The 19441-nt window shown below is 66.9% G+C and carries 22 protein-coding genes and 1 pseudogene; 14 read left to right on the top strand and 9 right to left on the bottom strand.

The window, feature by feature from the left end; genetic code table 11:
- From NAM01S_RS06110 to NAM01S_RS06100, 3 genes are all read left to right on the top strand, one after another.
- A complete protein-coding gene (locus NAM01S_RS06110; RefSeq protein ID WP_253798234.1) occupies positions 1-636 on the top strand; it encodes a TetR/AcrR family transcriptional regulator in 636 nt (211 codons plus the stop codon).
- A 200-nt stretch (positions 637-836) separates the two neighbouring features.
- Positions 837-1778, top strand: coding sequence for an alpha/beta hydrolase (locus NAM01S_RS06105; protein WP_067780579.1), 942 nt, complete (start codon positions 837-839; stop codon positions 1776-1778).
- Between the two features lie 192 nt (positions 1779-1970).
- On the top strand, positions 1971-2741 hold the full coding sequence (locus NAM01S_RS06100; protein WP_067780801.1) for an SDR family NAD(P)-dependent oxidoreductase: 771 nt from the start codon (positions 1971-1973) through the stop codon (positions 2739-2741).
- 101 nt (positions 2742-2842) lie between these two features.
- Here the strand turns inward: NAM01S_RS06100 and NAM01S_RS06095 are convergent, their stop codons facing one another.
- The 7 genes from NAM01S_RS06095 to NAM01S_RS06065 form a co-directional block, all read right to left on the bottom strand.
- On the bottom strand, positions 2843-3049 hold the full coding sequence (locus tag NAM01S_RS06095) for a hypothetical protein (RefSeq protein ID WP_067780576.1): 207 nt from the start codon (positions 3047-3049) through the stop codon (positions 2843-2845).
- 86 nt (positions 3050-3135) lie between these two features.
- Positions 3136-3702, bottom strand: coding sequence for a hypothetical protein (locus tag NAM01S_RS06090; protein ID WP_067780573.1), 567 nt, complete (start codon positions 3700-3702; stop codon positions 3136-3138).
- A 40-nt stretch (positions 3703-3742) separates the two neighbouring features.
- Positions 3743-4462 carry an esterase/lipase family protein gene (locus tag NAM01S_RS06085; protein WP_067780571.1) on the bottom strand — a complete coding sequence of 240 codons (720 nt, stop codon included), beginning with the start codon at positions 4460-4462 and terminating at the stop codon, positions 3743-3745.
- A gap of 413 nt (positions 4463-4875) precedes the next feature.
- Positions 4876-5295: a hypothetical protein gene (locus NAM01S_RS06080; protein WP_067780569.1), complete on the bottom strand. Its 420-nt coding sequence runs from the start codon at positions 5293-5295 to the stop codon at positions 4876-4878.
- A gap of 345 nt (positions 5296-5640) precedes the next feature.
- Positions 5641-6294 (bottom strand): TetR/AcrR family transcriptional regulator, encoded by a 654-nt coding sequence (locus NAM01S_RS06075; RefSeq protein WP_067780566.1) that lies wholly within the window; start codon positions 6292-6294, stop codon positions 5641-5643.
- A gap of 154 nt (positions 6295-6448) precedes the next feature.
- Positions 6449-6694 (bottom strand): hypothetical protein, encoded by a 246-nt coding sequence (locus tag NAM01S_RS06070; protein ID WP_169810810.1) that lies wholly within the window; start codon positions 6692-6694, stop codon positions 6449-6451.
- Positions 6695-6792: 98 nt separating this feature from the next.
- Complete coding sequence (locus NAM01S_RS06065; protein WP_218018345.1) at positions 6793-7443, bottom strand: hypothetical protein; 651 nt, start codon at positions 7441-7443, stop codon at positions 6793-6795.
- A gap of 249 nt (positions 7444-7692) precedes the next feature.
- Here NAM01S_RS06065 and NAM01S_RS06060 point away from each other — a divergent pair, with 249 nt between their 5' ends.
- The 8 genes and pseudogenes from NAM01S_RS06060 (at position 7693) to NAM01S_RS06030 (ending at position 15143) form a co-directional block, all read left to right on the top strand.
- Positions 7693-9360: a hypothetical protein gene (locus tag NAM01S_RS06060; protein WP_157107609.1), complete on the top strand. Its 1668-nt coding sequence runs from the start codon at positions 7693-7695 to the stop codon at positions 9358-9360.
- A gap of 127 nt (positions 9361-9487) precedes the next feature.
- Positions 9488-9814, top strand: a pseudogene (locus NAM01S_RS37490) (SDR family NAD(P)-dependent oxidoreductase); the annotation flags it as partial.
- On the top strand, positions 9799-10050 hold the full coding sequence (locus NAM01S_RS37485) for an SDR family oxidoreductase (RefSeq protein ID WP_444980102.1): 252 nt from the start codon (positions 9799-9801) through the stop codon (positions 10048-10050). The pseudogene NAM01S_RS37490 and the gene NAM01S_RS37485, both read left to right, overlap by 16 nt.
- A gap of 68 nt (positions 10051-10118) precedes the next feature.
- Entirely contained in the window at positions 10119-10862 is a 744-nt protein-coding gene (locus NAM01S_RS06050; protein WP_067780555.1) for a DUF8020 domain-containing protein, read from the top strand.
- 90 nt (positions 10863-10952) lie between these two features.
- Entirely contained in the window at positions 10953-11579 is a 627-nt protein-coding gene (locus NAM01S_RS06045) for a TetR/AcrR family transcriptional regulator (protein WP_067780553.1), read from the top strand.
- A 78-nt stretch (positions 11580-11657) separates the two neighbouring features.
- On the top strand, positions 11658-13160 hold the full coding sequence (locus NAM01S_RS06040) for a DUF1214 domain-containing protein (RefSeq protein ID WP_067780547.1): 1503 nt from the start codon (positions 11658-11660) through the stop codon (positions 13158-13160).
- Positions 13161-13199: 39 nt separating this feature from the next.
- Positions 13200-14696 (top strand): DUF1254 domain-containing protein, encoded by a 1497-nt coding sequence (locus NAM01S_RS06035; RefSeq protein WP_084482534.1) that lies wholly within the window; start codon positions 13200-13202, stop codon positions 14694-14696.
- A gap of 114 nt (positions 14697-14810) precedes the next feature.
- Positions 14811-15143: a hypothetical protein gene (locus NAM01S_RS06030; RefSeq protein WP_084482533.1), complete on the top strand. Its 333-nt coding sequence runs from the start codon at positions 14811-14813 to the stop codon at positions 15141-15143.
- 112 nt (positions 15144-15255) lie between these two features.
- On the opposite strand, the gene NAM01S_RS06025 is transcribed toward NAM01S_RS06030, so the two are convergent.
- A complete protein-coding gene (locus NAM01S_RS06025) occupies positions 15256-16173 on the bottom strand; it encodes an NAD-dependent epimerase/dehydratase family protein (RefSeq protein WP_067780543.1) in 918 nt (305 codons plus the stop codon).
- Between the two features lie 151 nt (positions 16174-16324).
- Here NAM01S_RS06025 and NAM01S_RS06020 point away from each other — a divergent pair, with 151 nt between their 5' ends.
- Together NAM01S_RS06020 and NAM01S_RS06015 are read left to right on the top strand one after the other, a co-directional pair.
- Positions 16325-17065: a TetR/AcrR family transcriptional regulator gene (locus tag NAM01S_RS06020; RefSeq protein ID WP_067780540.1), complete on the top strand. Its 741-nt coding sequence runs from the start codon at positions 16325-16327 to the stop codon at positions 17063-17065.
- A gap of 464 nt (positions 17066-17529) precedes the next feature.
- On the top strand, positions 17530-18273 hold the full coding sequence (locus NAM01S_RS06015) for a DUF899 domain-containing protein (RefSeq protein ID WP_067780537.1): 744 nt from the start codon (positions 17530-17532) through the stop codon (positions 18271-18273).
- Positions 18274-18314: 41 nt separating this feature from the next.
- Here the strand turns inward: NAM01S_RS06015 and NAM01S_RS06010 are convergent, their stop codons facing one another.
- Entirely contained in the window at positions 18315-18650 is a 336-nt protein-coding gene (locus tag NAM01S_RS06010; protein WP_067780534.1) for a DUF4333 domain-containing protein, read from the bottom strand.
- A 200-nt stretch (positions 18651-18850) separates the two neighbouring features.
- Between NAM01S_RS06010 and NAM01S_RS06005 the strand changes: the two genes are divergently transcribed.
- Positions 18851-19321 carry an FAD-dependent monooxygenase gene (locus tag NAM01S_RS06005; RefSeq protein ID WP_218018344.1) on the top strand — a complete coding sequence of 157 codons (471 nt, stop codon included), beginning with the start codon at positions 18851-18853 and terminating at the stop codon, positions 19319-19321.
- Positions 19322-19441 lie beyond the last annotated feature (120 nt).

Genomic DNA, 19441 nt, shown 5'->3' with positions numbered 1-19441 from the left:
GTGACCCGCGCCGAGCCCGCCACCACGACCGCCGCCGAGGCCGCGCCGGAATCCGGCTTCCGGCGCAGGCTGCTCGACGCGATGGCGGAGGCGATTCGGGAGCGCGGCTACCGCGACGCCACGGTGGCCGACGTGGTCCGGGCCGCGCGCACCTCGCGGCGCACCTTCTACGAGCACTTCACCAGCAAGCAGGACTGCTTCATCGCGCTGCTGACCGAACGCAACAGCGAGACCATCCAGCGGATCTACGACGCCGTCGATCCGCGGGCGCCGTGGCGGACCCAGGTCCGCCAGGCCATCGAGGCGTGGATCGAGGCGTCGAAGGCCGACCGGACGGTCACCCTCGCCTGGATCCGCGACACACCTGCGCTGGGTGAGGACGCGCGGCGGCTGCACCGCGAGGCCGCCGACGCGTTCGTCGGCCTGATCCAGAATCTCACCGCCACACCGGAATTCGGTGCCCCAGGCGTCCATCGAGCGACCCGCAGAACCGCCACCATCCTCTACGGGGGCTACCGCGAACTCATCGCCTCCGCCGTGGAGGACGGCGAGGACGTCTCGGATCTGGTCGAGGTGGCCGTGGAGACCGCCATCGCCCTGCTCGGTCCGCGCTACGAAGCCGACGACCGCGAGTAGGCGTACCTCCGCCTTCGCTCCGGCCATGCGCGGGTTTCGGACGGACTGTCGTCCGGCAGCGCCGACTAGAACAGCGACCGAGCTGAGCCCCAGAGGAATTCGCGTCTGGTGAGTGTTCACAGTTTTACGAACACTGCTATTCGCAGAACCTGGTACTCGACTACCTTCCTCTGCGACAGCTCGTACCGAAAGGATCCACTGTGTCCGGACCGATCCGAATCGCGCTCGCGATCGTCAGCGTATTGGCTGGTGTCGCATTGACTTTCGTTCCTCGAACGCCCGCCGACGCGGCGGGCATCGTGCGCTGGGAGGCGCGGGTCAGCGACCGCGTCCTCGACATCGGCATCTCCTCTGCCAACCTGGAAGGCCCCGACTGGTCGGTGAAGGTGGTCCGCCTGCTGCTGCCGCCCGGCTGGTCCAAGGACGCGAACCGCACCTGGCCGACGGTCTGGGTACTGCACGGCGGCTTCGACGACCACAAGTCCTGGACCGACAAGGGAGACCTCGAAGCGCTCACCGAGGACGCGAACGCCATCTTCGTGCTGCCCGAAACCAGTTGGTGCAGCGCCTATTCCGACTGGTACAACAACGGCGCCGGGGGCGCGCCCGCTTGGGAGAAGTACCTCTTGGAAGACGTGCGCACCATTCTCGAATCCACCTACAAGGCCAACACCACCCGCGCCATCGCGGGCAACTCCATGGGCGGTCTCGGCGCGATGAAGTTCGCGGCCGAGTACCAGGGCATGTTCCGTTCCGCGGCCTCGTTCAGCGGCAACGTCGACCCGCTGCACGCCTCCGGCGCCCCCGGCGACCCGGACAAGCCCGGCCAGGGCTGCGCCGCCGACTGGAAGCGCGTCTGGGGTGACTACAACATCCCCGCCCAGCGTGCGATCTGGGAGCAGAACAACCCCTATAGCCAGGCGGCGAAACTCACCGGCAAGCCCTTGTTCGTCTCCTACGGACGCAGCGGCGGCGTGGAAGAGGCTGTCTACCAACAGAATTACCGCTTCGTGGACCGCCTCCAGCAACTCGGCGCCACCGTCGACGAGCGCTACGTCGAAAACCACGGCCACGACTGGTCCGCTTGGCGCACGCAGATGCAGAACGCCCTCGACATGCTGCTCACCTCAGTGGGCGCGTAACGACCGTGCGGCCCCGGCGGCACCGCCGGGGCCGCCCGCTTCCCCCGCCGGGACCATTCCGACCGTATGTCACCCTCACCGGCGGACGCGAGCTCGGGGTCACCTTCGGTCGCGGTGGGCGCGGGCTTCGCCGGCGCGATCTTCCCCGGTACCTTCGAGCACAGGCAACGTCGCCGACGGAAGGACCACCCCATGACCGACTCCCCCTTCGATCTCGGCGGCCACGTCGCCGTCGTCACCGGCGGCAACTCCGGGATCGGGCTCGGTTTCGCCCGCGGTCTGGCCCGCGCGGGGGCCGACGTCTGCGTCGTCGGCCGCAATGCCGAACGCAACGCCGCGGCCGCCGCCGAGTTGAGCGAGTTCGGCGGCCGTGTGCTTCCGCTCGTCTGCGACGTCGGCGAGGAGCAGCAGATCGTGGACACCATCGCGCGCGCCGCCGCCGAACTCGGGCGCATCGACTCCTGCTTCGTCAATGCCGGTGTGGCACAAGGCATGACGCCCTTTCTGGACACCGACTTGGCGGAGTTTCGCCGCGTCACCTCGATCAACCTGGACGGCGCCTTCGTCACGCTGCGCGAGGCCGCGAAGGTGATGGTGGCCAACGGCACGGGCGGCAGCCTCGTCGCCACCGCCAGCCTGGCGGCCAGGCAAGGTGTGCCGCGGGGCCAGTCCTACGCCGCGAGCAAGGCGGGCATCATCGCGGTGATCAACTCGATCGCCGTCGAACTCGGCAAGCACGGCATCCGCGCCAACGCCGTGCTCCCCGGCTGGATCGATACCCCGATGACCGAGCACATCTTCGCCTGGGACCGCTTCCGGGAACGCGTTCAGCCGCGAATCCCGGTGCGGCGCTGGGGCTCCCCCGACGACTTCGAGGCGGTCGCGGTCTACCTCGCGAGCCCGGCCAGCGCCTACCACACCGGCGACACCCTGCTGATAGATGGCGGCTACAGCATGTTCTGACAGGCTGCACCGACGCGGACCGACAGCGCGACGCGTCACGCCGCGGAGGCCGCCTCGTTCCGGGCCCGCAGACGAAACCGCCGACGGGCCCGGGTGCTCGGTCAGCCGATCACATCGGCGAGGCGGTCGACCTGGGTGGGGTCGGAGCCGTAGCAGTAAAGCATCACTTCGTCGGCGCCGACGTCGGCGAATTGCTTTATGGTCGTGCGGATCTCGTCGGGGGCGGTGCGCAGGCCCGCCACCATGTTGTCGGCCCAGCCGCTGAATTCGTAGTAGGCGGCGATCGCCGCCCGGGCTTCGTCGACCACGGACTGGGGTCCGAGGGCGACGTTGACCTGCGCGACGAGCCGGGGCTGGCCGTCGCGTCCAATCGAGCAGGGCGATTCGGGCGTACCTACTTCATGTAGTTCAGCAGGCCGAGGTTCGGTTCGAGTGCGCCGTCCTGGCCCAGGGCAACGAAGTCCGCTTCCACGGCCGAGCGCGCGAGCTTCCCGGCGCGCACGGCGCGGTAGCGCACGAACGACCAGAGGAAGACGTCGAGGTTGTCGAAGCGGGTGCCGCCTTCGAGCACCTCCTCTTCGTGAAACCACACGGCCACTTGACCATTGGTGAGCACGACGTACAGATTGCCGCCGCCGTCGGCGCCGATCGAGTAGACGTCGTCGTCGGCGAGCTCGGTGGTGTAGTCCGAATCGAGGAGGCCGCAACCGTTTTCGCCGAAGTCGAAACCGTAGGACCAGGAGAAGATGTCCAGGAACTGCGGCAAGCGACCCGAGCGCACCCGGCGGTCGAGGGCAGCAAGGGCCGCCGCGTCCGCGGGAGCTAGGCGCGCGAGAAACGGTGTCACGGGCCGGGTTTGCTCCGGTACCTGAACGGGAGTCGCATCGGGGAACCACCGCGCCAGGTCGGCGTCGAGGTCGCGATCGGTGTAGCCGACGAGGTCGGCGAGGGTGAGCGTCACGCGGGGATTGTAGAAGCAGCTTCGGACATACTTTCAACGGTCAGGGACAGCCGGTGGTCAAGGGCTCGCCGCGCAGCGCGCTGTCGATCAACTCCTGGAAAGCGCCGTCGATCGGTTCGTCGGCGTGCGACACCCGGCGGCCAGGGCAGAACGATTGCACGCTCGCGTTCGTCGCGCCGGGCAGTGGTTCGCGCTCCTCGCCCGCATCCTCGGAGAACAGGTGGTAGGCGGGAAGGTCGGGCGGAATCGCCGGTGCGGCGTTGAGCGCGGTGAGGAACGGCGAACCCGGGCTCAGGTCGCGGCAGCCCGGGTAGAACGGGGCGCACAGCAAGGCCAGAACCACACCGTTCTCGGGTGTTCCGAAATCGAGGTAGGTGCCCACCGCCGCGCGCCCGTCGAGAAACTTCACGAAGTGCCGCTGGGCCAGGCCGCCCATCGAGTGGCCGACGAGATCCACTCGCGCCGAGCCGGTTTCACGGCGAATCTCGGCGACCTTGTCGGCGACCGCGCGCGCCGAGTCGACCAGCGGCGCGGTCGCGGCGGGCTGACCAGGCAGCACCATCGCGTATGCGGTGTAGCCGCGCGAACCCAACCATTCCCGCAGCGTCTCGAGTTTGCCGACGTTCGCGTCGAACCCGCCGATCACCAGGACGGGGTTCCGCGCGGAACCGGGCACCGGCTCGGCGGCGGCGGGTCCGACCCCAACGCTGAGGAGCGCGACCGGAACCAGAAGGGCGAGCAGCTTTCGCACGGTATCCATCGACCTGCTTCCTCGAAGGAGGCGGAATGTCGATGGGGACAGTAGCGGACGAGGTTGGGCCTGCGCAGCTGCGGGCGATCGCGTCGTCGAACTGCCCGCGGTGACACCGTGGTGCTGTAAGTGCAGTGGAGACCGCAGCCGGCCGGACTCCGTCGCATGTCTACTGCGCGGCGATCCGCTGGGCGGTCGCGTACGCCAGGCGCGTGAAGCCGGCACCGGCGGCCACCGCCAAGGACTCACCGATCGTGCGGGTCGTGCGCGGTGCGAAGACGCGGCCGACGGTGAAGCGGGGGGCCGCCGCTACCGGCGGGCCGCGTGAACGGGGCCCGCAGCGGTGCGACCACAGTTCCTTCGGTGGGCGGTACCGCCGGGACGCACCCGCGCGGCACCTCGGCCGTGGCCGGCGTGCAGGTCTAGTCGGCTCCGACGCCGAGGGCGGTGAGCAGGACCAGGACGACCGTGGTGACGGCCAGGACACCGTGCGCGGCGACGATCGCGACCGGGAAGTGCCGTTCCGGCGGAGTGGCGTCGCCGACCTCGGCGGTTCGGGCACGGTACACCGGCAGCCAGCGCGCCAGCATGCCGAATCCGAGGGCCGCGACGGGGACCAGCAGGGCGAACGCGATCCATGCCAGCGCCGTCGAGTCCGCTATCAGGTAGATGATCCAGACGATCAGCCCCGCCGCGGCGAGCAGGAAGTGACCGAAGACGACCGCGGGCGGCAGGTGGCTGGCGGTCGGTTCGCGCGCGCCGCCTTTGGCGATCCAGGTGCCGAGCAGGACCGAGCCACCGCCCGCGGTCAACAGCCAGGTGATCAGTGCTGCGATGCCCATGACGTGCTCCTCCAGGTGAGGTTCGAAGGGAATATCAGCGTGGGAATCCGCGGTCGATCGCACTCCACCCCCGACCGCCGTTCGAGCGACGACCTCCAGGGGCCGATCCGCCCTGGAGGCCGACTTTTCCAGTGATCACATCATCATCGGCATGCCGGGCAGCATGTTGAGCAGACCCATGAACATGTCCATCATCTGCATGCACATACCGGGCATCATCATCGCGATCACCTCCTCGGGTCCCGCGAATCGCTGATCAGTTGCCGCCTACCCATGATCGCCGCGAGTATGCGGAGTTTGCGACGCCGTTCGAGACTCGCAGGTGAATTGGTGGGATGTTTTGGTTCAGGTCGCGGGTTCGGGCTCGAGGGATGCGGCGGCGGCCCCGCTTGGAGTCGGTGGAGCAGGCGCGTGGTGATCGAACAGGAACGCCGCTGCCATGTCGCCGGCGTCGCGCAGGCGGGTGGCGGCGTCGGGCGTGCGGTCGAGGACCCAGACGCCCTGGAGGAAGACCAGCAGGAAGCGGGCCAGCGCACGGGGATCGCGGTCGGCGGCCAGTTCGCCTTGCGCGTGGGCGCGCACGAACGCCGAGGTGAACACGGTTTCCCAGCGTGCCCAACCCGATTCGACCAGCGCGGCGATTTCGGGGTCTCTGGCGGCGAGTTCGACGGCGGTATTGGACACCAGGCAGCCCAGGTAGCGGTGTTCTTCGCGGACCTCCGAGACGAAGTGGTCGAGGAGCGCCCGGATGGCGGGGACAGCCGGGCCCGGTCGCGAGAGCGCGCCGGTGATCCGCTCGTCGGCGAGTTCCAGATAGCGTCGCAGCGCCTTGATGAACAGGTCGCGCTTGCAGCCGAAGGCGGCGTAGATGCTGGCCTTGCCTATGCCGAGATGCTCGACCAGGTCGGCCATCGAGGTCGCTTCGAACCCGCGCTGCCAGAACAGATCCATGGCGAGGTCCAAGACGACGTCTGGGTCGAATTCCTTGGTGCGCGCCATGTTTCGAAATTCCTCCCTATTGCGACCGATAGGTCGAATATGCACCCCTCGGCCGTCACGCCCTTCCGCTGTCACGTAAAACTACAGAAGAGGGTCTTATAGCAGAAGTTCGCGTCGCTACCGCCATTAGGTCGAAACCGGTTCAATTCTGCAATCAGACGCCAGGGCCACCGCCGCCGGGGCCACCCGGCCAAGGCTGGTGCGGGCCGCCGTAGCCCGGGCCCACCCCCGGCCCGCCCTGCGCGCGGCGATTGGACCGGCGGGTCACCAGCACGACGATCAGCGGAATACCGATCACCACCAGCGCGACCACGCCGATAATGGCCAACCAGATCAGGTATCGGACGATTTGCAGGTGTTTCTCCGAACCGGGCGGCGGCTCCGGAGTCGGGTTGCCCACTTGCGCGAGAACATCGAATGCGGTCGCGAGAATCATTGTGGTGCTGCCGATCTGCTCAGCGGGAGTCCTCGACGAATCGTACGACGCCAGAAGGGAAATCAGGAAAGACACGGCTTTGCCCAGTCGGTGAACCGCTCCCCCAGCTCCGCCTGCGCCGCCGCGAGGACAGCGGCCGGATCCGTCGCCGCCGAAAGACCGAATTTCTCGTCGAGCCATGCCACGAACTCGTCGTGGCCGTCGCTGTACGAATCGTCCTCGCCGCGATAGAAATACGCCTCTTCCCCATCGACCGAGATCTCCGAGTCGAAGCCGAGAAGCCGGAACAACTCTCGGACGTCGCGGGCGACGACATGTTGTCCGCCTTCGTCTCCGAAGACGACCACGGGCAGCGTCGCCAGATCGGCCCGGTCATCGATACGCCAGAGCGCGTAGAACGAACCGGAACCATTGGCCTGCGCGAAGGGAATCAGCCGGTCGGTGAACTCCGGATCTTTCGACCAACCCGCCACCAGGCCCGAGAGGTCGCCGAAGTCCGTCAGGCCGAACCCGTCGGCGTAATTCTCGTAGCCGAGCCGGTCCTGCAATTCCATCAGCAGGTTGAGCTCGTCGACGGGCGAGTACGTGCTGTTCACTGTGTCTCCAGGGTGCGGGAGTCCTGTTGCGGCCGCCGGGATTTCGATGCCGAGTGGATCGAGCGCCACGCTCCGAGAGCATAGGACCTCGGCTCGCACCGCGCCCACCGCGCCCATTCCGACGTCGTCCGCACACCGACGGTACGCGCCACACCCGCCGTGACGACGCGATCGACCGCTGAGCGGAACGACACTTGCGACCCACGTCACACCTAAGGCACTATGCCTTAACTCGATCGCTTCGCATCAGCGGCCCGATCGCTGCCAGCCGTTTAAGGCGATGTGACTTACAACGAAGAGGTGTCATTCATGAAGCACATAACTCGATGTCTGCGCGCGCGTCCGCGACAGGCACTGGTTCGTCGAATGGTTGCCTTGCTGATGGTCCTCGCGCCCGGTGCGGCGCTTGCGGCATGCGCGAGCGAACGGTCGGCCTCATCGGCGTCCGAAACCCAGGACGCGTCGCCTGCCATGCCGCCGCGGAACCCGTGGCTGGCCGACAGCGCTTATCCGATCAGCCATGTCAATTCCGCCGCGACGGATTCGACCACGCTTCCCGGCCCCGACGTGGGACGGCCACTGTCGGTGCGAGACACGCAGACCCATCCGACCGTCTTCACCTCGAATCCGACGGTGAAGACGGTCGGCGCGGATTCGGTCATCCTGGCAGCCGGTGCACACGGCATCGACAAGTTCTACGCCACCGACGGCGCATTCCGGCCGGTGGGTTTTCTGCCCTACCCGGGACACGAGGATGCCGCGGCGAAAGCCGACCCGAAAGCGCTTGCCGATCTGCTGTCGAAGACGGACGAGGCATACCGGGCCAAGGACGAGGCGCGCCTGCTCGAGCTGAGCAAGGACGCCGCCGCGCTGGGCTTCAACCGGGACAATATCGCCAACGGCGCCTACAACATGATCGACCGCGACGGGTTCCACTACGTGGCGATCTCGGGCATGCGGATCGTCAAATCGACCGACGACAACGATCCGCACAAGCCACTGCGCGTCGACAAAGTCGTCGATCTGGCGGACATCCTGCCCACCGGGTTGCCCGCGAATGTGGTCGGCGCGGTGTCGGATCCCAAGGCCAAGATCGTGGCGCTCGGCATGACCTACGACGGTCATATCGTCGCGGCCGCGTCGGCGGCGCTGTTCTTGCTGGATCGAGACCTCACGATCCGAGGAGTGTTGCCGTTCCAGGGCGAGCAGATGGAAAACAACGTCGCCATCGACGAATCCGGAATCTACGCGGTCACGTCCCGCCACATGATGAAGGTGGTCTGGACCGGCGATCGGTTGTCGACGGAGGAGGCCGACGGCGGTTGGGTCGCCGACTACGACACCATGTCGCCGGAACAGGCGACCGCGGCCGGTGCGCTGACGCTCTCGGGCGGTTCCGGCACGACACCGACGCTCATGGGCTTCGGCGACGACGCGGACGAGCTGGTCGTCATCTCCGACGCCAATCCCAACGGCCCGAATCTCGTCGCGTTCTGGCGGGATCGGATTCCCGAAGGGTTCACGGCGAAGCCGGGCGCACGCTCGGCGCGCATCGCGGGCCAGGTTCCGATCGACGTCGCCAAGGTCACCATCGAACTGTCCCCCAACGTCGTCGGATACGGCGCACTGGTCGCTTCGACCGCGTATCCCGATCCGGTGCGCGACATCTGGGGCAATGTCTTCACCGCGGGGGTGACTCGACCGGCGCCCATGGGCCTGCAGAAGTTTCAGTGGGACCCGGAAACCGATTCGTTCACCAAGAAGTGGGCGAACCGGGAGATCGACAACAGCGATGTGATCGTGCCGGGTGTCTCCGCGAGTACCGGCCTGATCTATGCCGCGAACAAGTCCAACGGCGTCTACGAGATCACCGGCGTCGACTGGGAAACCGGTCGAACAGCGGCTCGCTGGCCGTTTCCCGACGACAGCCGGATGTGGAACTGTTTCGGCGGCATCACCGGAATCCTCGACAACGGAGACCTTCTCGTCGGCGGACTCTTCTCCGTCAAGCGAATTCACGCGGGTCCCGCGTGATTGCCCACAACGTGCGCTCCGCCGGGCACGCTTCCCGGGCAACTCGCAGCCGGCATATCGACCGGGAGCGACCCAAGCCACCACCTAACTACTTGCGCGACAACACATCTCGACAGGAGGAAGCAGAATGAACGGACGACTACACGGGCGCGTCGCACTGATCACCGGCGGGGCATCCGGCATGGGCGCCGCGCACGCCCGCGCGTTCGTGCGCGAGGGGGCGCGGGTCGTGATCGCCGATATCGTCGATGACGCGGGTTCCGCACTGGCCGACGAAATCGGCGCTGCGGCGGCATATCTGCGCCTCGACGTCACGCGATCAGGCGACTGGGCGACGGCGGTCGCCGAGACGCAGCGGATCTTCGGCAAGCTCGACGTGCTGGTCAACAACGCGGGAGTGCTCGACGGCGGACCGTTGGGCACCTTCACCGAACAGCAGTGGGCGCGCGTACTCGATATCAACCTCACCGGGCCGTTTCTCGGAATGTCCGCCGCGCGTGCGGCATTGATCGCGGCGAGGCGACGGCCCGCCAGGCCATCGACCGAGGCGACAACACCCTGCGACGCCTCGGCCTGCCCGAGGAGGTCACCGAGCTCGTGGTCTTCCTGGCCGCCGAAGAATCCAGCTACTGCACCGGTGCGGAGTTCGTCGTCGACGGCGGCATGACAGCCGGGTCGACATTCGACTGACGGGCATTCGGCTCTATCCCCACCACGTCATTCCCGACGCGGTGAATCCACCTGATGAGGAGAATATTGTGCACATCCGAAAGCTCGCCGCCTCAGCGGGAGTCGCGGTAGCCGCCTTGGCTTTCGCCGGGCCAACGGCCAATGCCGAACCAATGGGAACGACCGGCGTTCCGGCCGAATCGGGCGCCCTTGAAGTGAATGTCGCCCCCGGCGTCCGCTACACGGCCTACAAGGACGGAAACGCCGCCGTCGTCACCGTGGATTCCGGGCGACTCGTCGTCGACAACGGCCAGTTCCAGATCCGGTCGAACGACGGACGAATTCTCGCAGGCGTCCCGTTGGAGGTGAACATCGATGACATCGCCTTCCCGGTCGACGTCGCGATCGAGGGCAACTCTGCGTCGCTGACGCCGGTGCTCGATCCGGCCCGGGCCCGGTACGCGCCGGTCGCGCTGCCGTTCCAGGACAGCGCGCCCTGGCGGACGCCGTATGAACGGGAGCAGGCGGCCTGGAATCGGATGACGCAGACCGTCACCATGGGCGCGGCGGTCGGGGCCATCGTCGGGGCGGTCGGCTCCGGTCTGATCGGATGCCTGCTCGGCGGCGCGGCAGGCGCGGCGTTGACCGGCCCGTTGGCGACATTGTTCGGCGCGGGTCCGCTCGCCGGGTGCCTCATCGGCGCCGGAGCGCTCGCACCGCTCGGCATGATGGCAGGGTCGATCATGGTCGCCGCGCCCGTGGCCATCGCGGCATTCGTGCAGTACCAGACCACGATCAACGAACCGTTCCGCCCGGCACCGCAGCCGAAGTAGCGCGATCCCCGGCCGCGGTGCCGCTGCCATCCCGCCACTACGATGTGCCCCATCGGTTAAGACAGGGCGCATTACCGGGAAAGGGTTGCCATGCGGGAAGCCTCGGGAAGGCTCGAGTTTTCGGATGCTCAGCGGCGGATCCTGCTGGCAGCCGAACGACTCTTCGCGGAGCGCGGGGTTTCCCACGTCTCGATGCGGGAGATATCCGCCGCGGCCGGGCAGCGGAACAATTCGGCGGTGCAATATCACTTCAAGAACAAGAAGGCGCTGCTGTGGGCGCTGTACGACTTGCGGATGATGCCATTGAACACGCAACGCAACAGCTTGCTGGACAACCACACCGAACACACCGTGCGCACACTGGTCGATGCGTTCATTCGGCCCCTCGGCGACGCCGTCGTCGCGGCAGGCGGTAGGACGGCCTACGCGCGGTTTCTCAATCGACACCTCACCGAGATGCGCAGGCTGCCCGAGGAATTCGACGACGAACATGTCAGCGGCGCCGTCCGGGTGTATCACCTGCTCGATGACCTGCTGACGGATCTGCCCGACGCCGAGCGAGCGGAACGCTTCCACCAGATGAATCGGATCGTCACCTCGGTACTCGCCGATCTGGAAGAGCGCCTCGAACTGGGCGAAGCGGATTCGACGGCGGCTCGACGCGCCGTGGAGACGTTGATCTCCGGTGCCGCGGCCGCGGTCGCCTGTTCTTCTTGATTCGATCGAAGGAAAAGGGACTTTTGCCGTACACAGTCGTTAAGTCAGTTTGACTTAAATTGGCACCAAGGAACTGAAATGCGAAACATATTGATACGCAACGTCGTCTCAGGCGTCTTTGTCACGGCTATGCTCGCGCTGCTCGGATGCACGCCCACCGCGGACAGCGCCGACGGGCCGATCGACCCCACGCTGTCGGAGGACCGAATCGCGCAGCTTTCCGAGGAGGCCTTCTACTGGGGTCTGAACATCGCGGGGTTCTACGAGCTGCGGTACGTGTTCAGCCAGCAGGAAGGGCAACCGGCCTACCGCGGCCTGAACCGGCTGAAGCCGGACCTGAAGCTCTACGACGCGACCATGCGCTTCGCCACCACGGTCAACGCCTCGACGCTCTACAGCGGCGGATTCTTCGATGTCTCCGACGAACCCGTGGTGCTCGAGACCCCGTCGGTGCCCGACGATCGCTATTGGAGCGTCCAGCTCGGCGATCACAACGCGAACTGGTTCTTCGCCGCCGGATCGCAGTTCAGCGCGAACGTTCCCCAGCGGTACCTCATCGTCGGCCCGGAGTGGCGCGGACAACTGCCGCCGGGGTTCGCGGGCACGAATGTGATTCGGGCGACGTCGAATTCGTTCGTGCTCGCGACCCGCGTCGAGGTGACCTCGCGCACCGACGCCGATCTCACCACGGCGCGGTCCATCGTGACCGGAGTGGGTGCGGTCCCATTGAACCTCTGGTCGGCCAACGGTGGCCGGGTACCGCCGCTGGACCAGCAGCCGGTGGTCAAGGCGAATTACCCGACCTTTCCGCGGATGTCGGAGATCGCCGATATCGGCAAGTCGATGACAGCGGTCGACTACCTGCACTTGCTGAGCCTGGCGCTCAACGATCCCAGCATCACCAAACGCACCGATTCGGTGAAGGAAAACCAAACCCTGGATCGGTTGGCGTCGCTCGGACTCCGCGTCGGCGAGACATTCGACCCGAGCAAGCTCACCGAGGCGCAAGTAGCCCAGTTGGACAAGGGTTTTCGACAGGCGAGGGAGAACGCCAAGCGCGCGTTCGCGGCCGGTCAGGTCGACATGAACGGATGGCGGCTCCAGTCGAGCCTGTTCTTCGACGATCTGGACTACGTCGCGAAAGCGGGCGCCGACGATGTCGCCTGGGGAACGCCGGTGCCGTACGAATCACATACGATCGCCTTCCTTTTCGACGACAGTCGCGGCCGGACGTTGGATGGCGACAATCGGTACACCCTGACCTTCGATATGGCGAATCTGCCGCCGGTCACCGAGTTCTGGGAGCTTCCCGTCTACGATTCCGCCGGCTACTTCATCGCCAATCCCGCCCATCGCTACAGCGTCACAAGCGGCCAGCTCGCGGCCGGCCAGTACGCCGTCGCGGACGGAAAACTGACCTTCTACTTGCAACCCGACCCGCCGACCGACCCGGATCAGCTGCGCAACTGGCTGCCCACCCCGGCGGGCGACACCTTCCAGTTGGCCGCCCGGTTCTACGGCCCGACCTCCGGCCTGCTCGACGGCAGCTACCCGATGCCGCAGGTCGTCGGTAGCGACTGAACCTGATGCGCCACAACAGATCCCATTGATTGGAATGTCATGCGATTCATCCCGACACACCGGCTTGCCGCGGTGTGCGCAACGATCGGCGCCGTCACGGTGTTGGCTGCCGCAGGCTGCGGGCAGCCCGTCGTCCCATCGACCGCCCCACCGTTCACCATGGACGGCACGAACTATCCCAGCGACGACACCAGCCGTCGTCTCACCGACGAACTCACCTACCAGCGCGCCGTCCAGGCCTACATCTGGGCACAACCGTTGGTCGGCCTGGCCGCGATGCGACAAGGCGCCCAGCAACTCGGCATCGCGCCGCTGCAGACGTTCATCTTCGATCGACTCCAGCAAGTCAACCAAAAACTCCAGACCGGCAACGACGACGTCGTCTACTCCTTCGCCTACTTCGATCTTTCCCACACCGGGCCCCTGGTCGTCGAGATCCCACCCAGCGGTCAATACGGGGTGCTCCTGGACGCATGGCAGCGGCCGATCGAGGATGTCGGCGGCACCGGCCCTGACGCGGGGGTCGGCGGGCGGTATCTGATCGTTCCACCCGGATACGCCGGGCCGGTACCGGACGCCGGCTACCACGTCCGAACCTCTCAGACGAACACCGGCATGCTCTTCCTGCGTGCGGTGCGTAAGCCGGGTGATCCCATCGCTCCCGCGGCCGAACGTTTGAAGCACACCAACCTCTACCCCTATGCCGCGGCAGCACAGCCGCCCGCCCCGAACTATCACCTGATGGGCACCAGCGACTACGACGGCCTCACCCCCAAAGGTATGGACTACTTCGACCTGCTCGCGTCCATGGTCGCCACCGAGGTGACCCAGGAACGCGACCGCGTCATGCTCGGCATGCTCGCCTCACTCGGCATCGAACCGGGCAAGCCGTTCCAGCCCGACAGTCATCTGGAACAGATCCTCGTCCGCGCGGCAGATACCGGCCGCAAGATGGTCGCCAACCTCGAGTTCAACCCGGATCCGGATCGGCGAACGCCCTACCCGAAAACCCAGTGGCGCAACCCGACCGGGATGCGCCACTACTCGCAAGAGCGCGGCGCGCTCACCGAAATCGACGAGCGGGCAGCACTGTTCCGGTTCGGTTTCGCGATGCAGAAGTTCCTGGACCCCGCCGCGAAGCCGCCGGTGGGCACCGGAGGCGTCTACCTCACCAGTTTCCGCGACGCCGAAGGGAACTACCTCGATGGCTCCGAGCACTATGTCCTGCGAGTGCCACCGAACCCCCCGGTCGAGGCCTATTGGTCGGCCTCGGTTTACGACGCGGAAGACTTCAGTTTCATCGCCACCGACCAGCGCAAACCCTCGGTCTCGTCGCTGAAAGACCTTGTCGCGAACCCCGATGGCTCCATCGATGTCTTCTTCGGCCCCTCCGCCCCGAAACAAGGATCGACGAACAACTGGATAAAAACCGTTCCCGGCCAAGGATTTCTGGTCCTCTTTCGACTCTACGGGCCGACGGAGGACTACTACAAAGGCACCTGGCCATTCACCGACATCACCAAAACGACGCCCTAGCCCAATGTTCCGAGCCCTCGCGGTCGGATGCGTGCGTGAGCGGGTTCTGGTGTGATGGTGTCGGGAGGGAGGACACCACATGTACTTCGCCACCGTGACCGCGCAGCGGGGGAGATGAACGATCACGACAACAGGCAGCGCGGCCGGAGGTGGTTGCGGCGGGCGGCGGCGATCGGAGCGGGCGGCGTCGCCGTCGCGGCGGGGTTGCTCTGGGCGCTGAGCGTGGTCATGGTGCTGGAGTCGCGGTTGTCCTCCGACCCGGCCGAGGATCCGCATGGCTACGGTTTGATATTCGGCACGGTGCTCGCGATCCCTGCCGCGACGGTCACCGCCGCCGCGTTGCCGTGGGCGGTGCCGCGACGTCGCAGGGCGCGCGTCGCCCGGCTGACGACATCGATACTGCTGGTGAGCGTCGCGATATTGCTTGTCGCCCTGTTCACCGCGTAGCACCGGCGGCCACTGACGACCAGCAGCCCGGGCACGCCAGACCCTTGCCTGCCGTGGAACACCACTGGCGGACGGGTACGGTGCCACCCGGTCGATCGCGGTGATCCGGTCGTCAGTTCCGCGCGCGGAGGGTGGCCTCCAGCGCCAGGCGGGTCGGTGTGGGCTCGATGCCGAGTTTCTCGGTCGCCGCCGACGAGTTCAAGACGAAGGGGCGGTCGAATTGGTAACGCAATTCCCGGATTTCGCGGGCGTCGGCGTTGACGAGCCCGGCCGCCCACAGCAGCGCCGACGGCATGCGGCGGACCCGCGCCGGGGCCGCGCCCGCGAGAGTGGCGGTCAGCTCCGCCAGGGAGCGGACCGATATCGGGGCGGGGGTGGGCACGTGCCACGCCCTGCCCCAGGTGGATTCGTCATCGGCCAGCGCGACGAGGGTACGGGCCACGTCGTCGATGGCGGTCCAGCTGTGCGGGACGTCCGGGTCGCCGGGGAACATGGCCACCTTGCCCGCGGCGACGGCGGGCAGGACCGTGGCCGTGAATGTCGAGTTGGCACCGGCTCCCAGGTAATCGGAGCCGCGCACCTCCGCCGTACGAATACGCCCCTCCTGGTGCGCGGACAAGGCCTTGTTCCAGAGATCGGCACGTACGCGACCCTTCGCGGAGTTGGGGCGCAACGGATGTGATTCGTCGACCGAACCTTCGAATTCCCCGTAGCCGTACAGGTTTCCGACGGTGAGCAGGACCGCGCCGGAGGCTTCTGCTGCGCTGATCGCGGCGTCGATCAGCGGGGGGAAACCGGTGGCCCAGCGCGTGTACGGGAGGCCAGCGCACTGGTGGATGGCGGTCGCTTCCGCGCAGTGCACCGCGAGGGCCGAGGCGTCGGCGGCGTCGAGGGGGATGCGTGCGATGCGTGGATGCTCCGGCCCCGATCCGCTGCGGGTGAGGAGACGAACGTCGTCGCCTCGCGCTGCCAGGAGTTGAGCGGTGGCCGACCCGACGGGTCCGGCTCCGATGACGACGTGCAGGGACATGAGGGTCCTCGATCCATTCAGGTGTTCCACTTCGAGAACAGCGTTCTCGCTTGCTTCGACACTAGGCCCGGAGGTCGGACGCTGTCAAGAACAGTGTTCTCGAAAGCATCGATCGTTCTTGGATCGGTCACGCGTTCTCTACACTGGTCTCATGTCCGCCCCCTCACTGCGCGCCCGCGTCCGCACGGAAATGATCGAGGAGATCAAGGCCGCCGCCCGCCGACGCCTGGCAACGGACGGGGCCGACCTCTCGCTCCGCGGCGTCGCCCGCGATCTGGGCATCGTCGCCTCGGCGCTCTACCGCTACTTCCCCAGCCGAGACGATCTCCTCACCACCCTCATCCTCGAGGGCTACGAATCCCTCGGCGCGGCAGCCGCTTCCGCCGCCGCGGCGCCGCCCGACGACGACTACCGCGGCCGCTGGCTCGCGGCCTGCACCGCCGTCCGCGACTGGGCCCTTGCCCACCCCGCCGAATACGGCCTGCTGTACGGCAGCCCGGTCCCCGGCTACAAGGCCCCGGCCGACACCATCGGCCCGGCCTCGGTCGTGGTACTCCTGCTCTCCGATATCACCACCGAGGCAGCCGCCGCCGGACACATCGATCCCCCACCGGCGTCTACCCCGCTCCCCACCCCCGTCCGCACCGACCTGCGCGCCCTGATCGAGCGGCGCATACAGACCGAACAGCTGACCGGCAACCTCCCGGAGGACGTCCTCGACCGCGTATTCGCCGGCTGGACACAGCTTTTCGGCCTGATCAACTTCGAGATCTTCGGCCGCCTCGACGGCACCATCGAGGCTCGCGCGGAGTACTTCACCCACCACATGACACTCATGGCCGATCTCGTCGGACTGCCCGACACCCCCGAGCGATACCGGGCCGCCACCTAGCCGGCCGCACCCCCATTCGTCGACGGCGACCGATAAACGCCAGCAGGCGCGTACCTACTCCAGGGCGCGGAATCCCGCCCGAGCCCGGCGAGCGGCAGTGCCGAGGCCAGCGCGACCGGGGTCCGAGTGGGCAGCCCTAATTCCGCCACTTGCCACGCGTCGGCCCGCCGATCGCGCGGCCCGTCATTCGCCGGAGCACTCCTTCGAACCAAGCATGCGATAACAGTGCGCGATCGGTTCGGCACGGAACGGCGCCGCCTGCTCGATGAAATCCTCCTGTACCGGCACGGTCGTACTGCTGGGTCTCGATGTTGCGGAGATGGGCACCTCTACCGGTAGAGACTCGTCCGGCGGCCGAAATGGCTCGCCCCGATCGCCGAACAACGCGTTGGCAACGAGACCGATTGGTCCGCACCGCACCCGATCAAGCCTGAACGACCGAAACCGAAAGGAAGGTCATCGCCATGAACACACCGCCGATCGTCACGCCACAGGAATGGGAGACAGCGTGGCAGCAGCTGCTCGTGAAGGAGAAGGAGCTGACCCGCGCACGCGACGCGCTGGCCGCCTTGCGACGGCGTATGCCGTGGCAGGCCGTGGACAAGGATTACGTGTTCGAGGGACCCGAGGGCAAGGCCAGCTTGCTCGACCTGTTCCGGGGTCGGCGTCAGCTGATCGTCTACCGCGCCTTCTTCGAGCCGGGCGTGGACGGCTGGCCCGACCACGCCTGCCGCGGCTGCTCCATGATGGCCGATCATGTCCCCAACCTCGCCCACCTGAACGCCCGCGACACCACACTCGTGTACGCCTCCCGCGCGCCGCAGGCGGACATCGAGAGGTTGAAGGCGCGGATGGGGTGGGATATGCCGTGGTACACGATTACCGACGACTTCGACGCCGACTTCGGCGTGGACGAATGGCACGGCACCAACGCATTCATCCGCGACGGCGACGACCATGTATTCCGCACCTATTTCATCCACGACCGCGGCGACGAGGCGCTGGGTACCACGTGGAGCTACCTCGATATGACCGCGCTGGGCCGCCAAGAGCAGTGGGAGGACTCACCGGAGGGCTACCCGCAGACCCCGCCCTACGAATGGTGGGACTGGCACGACGCATACGGGCAGCACGCGCCGTCGCGGTGGTTCGGCGACCCCGACCCGGACAACCCCGATGACCAACGGCCGCCGCGAGCCGACTCGTAGGGCGAGCGAGCCGGCGCACCGCCGAACCCTGGGTCCAGGATCTACGAACGGTCCACCGTGATCTCGCCCTGGTCGCTGACAATCTTGACAATCACATCCTCGAAGTGGAGGTATCTCCGGACCTCGCATTCGAACTGGTTGCCCACCTCGACCACGACGGACCCGGGGCAGCTCACCCGGCCCGCCGGCTCGTCTCCCACGCCCTGCAGCATGTTCGCCACCTGCTGCTCCAACGCCGCCTGGTCCAGCACCCGCGGCTGTTCGACCGGGCCCAGATCGGTGCTCATCACCTTCACGGTCACCGCCACCGCGCACACGGCGACTACCGCGGAGGACACCGCCATGACGGAACGGGCGAAGTTCTGTTGATCGACCACGCCGATAGTCCTATCCCCACCAAGAGAACTTGGCAAGACCAGTCGAGGCGCACACCTTTCGGTGCGCTGCGGCCGGAAGCCGTTCCGCGAGCACCGGGCCCGGAGGGCCGGCGCTGCCCAGAACGAGCTGCGGCTAGAGTCCAGCAGACGAAATACCGACGCATGAACGCCAACTCATCGACACGGTCTGGGGTGCACCGATGAATTATTGGCGGATCCGTCGTCGATACCTCTGGATGCACCGGCAGTGGTGGGTCGGAGCAGAAGCAATCGATCCGGACGATGGTTCGGCGGGGCGGGTGGGGTTGCTCGGCGACGCGGCGTTCAGCTCCTCCCCGATGTCGGGCCAGGGCACCGGGCTGGCCCTGGTCGGCGCCTACGTGCTTGCCGGCGAGCTGGCCGCTGCCGAATGGAATCCAGAGACCGGTTTCGCCCGCTACGAGGCACGGATGCGCTCGTTCGTCGAGGCCAACCAGGAGATCGCCCAATTGAACGCGCGCAGCCGCGAGGTCCCCGGCTCCGATGCCGAGCCGGGCCCCGATTTCACCGCAGAGTGGTTCGCCGAGTTGGTCGAGCGCGCGATCAACGGGATCGAACTACCCGACTACGCGGGACTGCCGGACACCGGAGTCCCGGCCGGACCACCGACCACCTCGTCGGCCAAGCCGTAGGTGCCACTCAACGAGTCGAACGCGACGAGGCCCTATGCCTGAACCGCCTATCCGCAGGCGAGCTTGGGGATGCCATCCAGGTGGACCGAATCGCTCCGGTTCTCAACCCGAACAAGGATC

Source organism: Nocardia amikacinitolerans NBRC 108937, from assembly GCF_001612615.1.
In the GTDB taxonomy this organism is placed as follows: Bacteria; Actinomycetota; Actinomycetes; order Mycobacteriales; family Mycobacteriaceae; genus Nocardia; species Nocardia amikacinitolerans.
This window is presented reverse-complemented; position numbering and strand designations above follow the sequence as displayed.

What these genes read in the sequence shown, in the direction of transcription:
- NAM01S_RS06100 (WP_067780801.1), top strand. Translation starts at nt 1,971, where the DNA reads ATGACCGACTCCCCCTTCGATCTCGGCGGCCACGTCGCCGTCGTCACC.
- NAM01S_RS06085 (WP_067780571.1), bottom strand. Translation starts at nt 4,462, where the DNA reads ATGGATACCGTGCGAAAGCTGCTCGCCCTTCTGGTTCCGGTCGCGCTC.
- NAM01S_RS06080 (WP_067780569.1), bottom strand. Translation starts at nt 5,295, where the DNA reads ATGGGCATCGCAGCACTGATCACCTGGCTGTTGACCGCGGGCGGTGGC.
- NAM01S_RS06075 (WP_067780566.1), bottom strand. Translation starts at nt 6,294, where the DNA reads ATGGCGCGCACCAAGGAATTCGACCCAGACGTCGTCTTGGACCTCGCC.
- NAM01S_RS06065 (WP_218018345.1), bottom strand. Translation starts at nt 7,443, where the DNA reads ATGGGCGCGGTGGGCGCGGTGCGAGCCGAGGTCCTATGCTCTCGGAGC.
- NAM01S_RS06060 (WP_157107609.1), top strand. Translation starts at nt 7,693, where the DNA reads ATGGTTGCCTTGCTGATGGTCCTCGCGCCCGGTGCGGCGCTTGCGGCA.
- NAM01S_RS06045 (WP_067780553.1), top strand. Translation starts at nt 10,953, where the DNA reads ATGCGGGAAGCCTCGGGAAGGCTCGAGTTTTCGGATGCTCAGCGGCGG.
- NAM01S_RS06040 (WP_067780547.1), top strand. Translation starts at nt 11,658, where the DNA reads ATGCGAAACATATTGATACGCAACGTCGTCTCAGGCGTCTTTGTCACG.
- NAM01S_RS06035 (WP_084482534.1), top strand. Translation starts at nt 13,200, where the DNA reads ATGCGATTCATCCCGACACACCGGCTTGCCGCGGTGTGCGCAACGATC.
- NAM01S_RS06030 (WP_084482533.1), top strand. Translation starts at nt 14,811, where the DNA reads ATGAACGATCACGACAACAGGCAGCGCGGCCGGAGGTGGTTGCGGCGG.
- NAM01S_RS06025 (WP_067780543.1), bottom strand. Translation starts at nt 16,173, where the DNA reads ATGTCCCTGCACGTCGTCATCGGAGCCGGACCCGTCGGGTCGGCCACC.
- NAM01S_RS06020 (WP_067780540.1), top strand. Translation starts at nt 16,325, where the DNA reads ATGTCCGCCCCCTCACTGCGCGCCCGCGTCCGCACGGAAATGATCGAG.
- NAM01S_RS06015 (WP_067780537.1), top strand. Translation starts at nt 17,530, where the DNA reads ATGAACACACCGCCGATCGTCACGCCACAGGAATGGGAGACAGCGTGG.
- NAM01S_RS06005 (WP_218018344.1), top strand. Translation starts at nt 18,851, where the DNA reads ATGAATTATTGGCGGATCCGTCGTCGATACCTCTGGATGCACCGGCAG.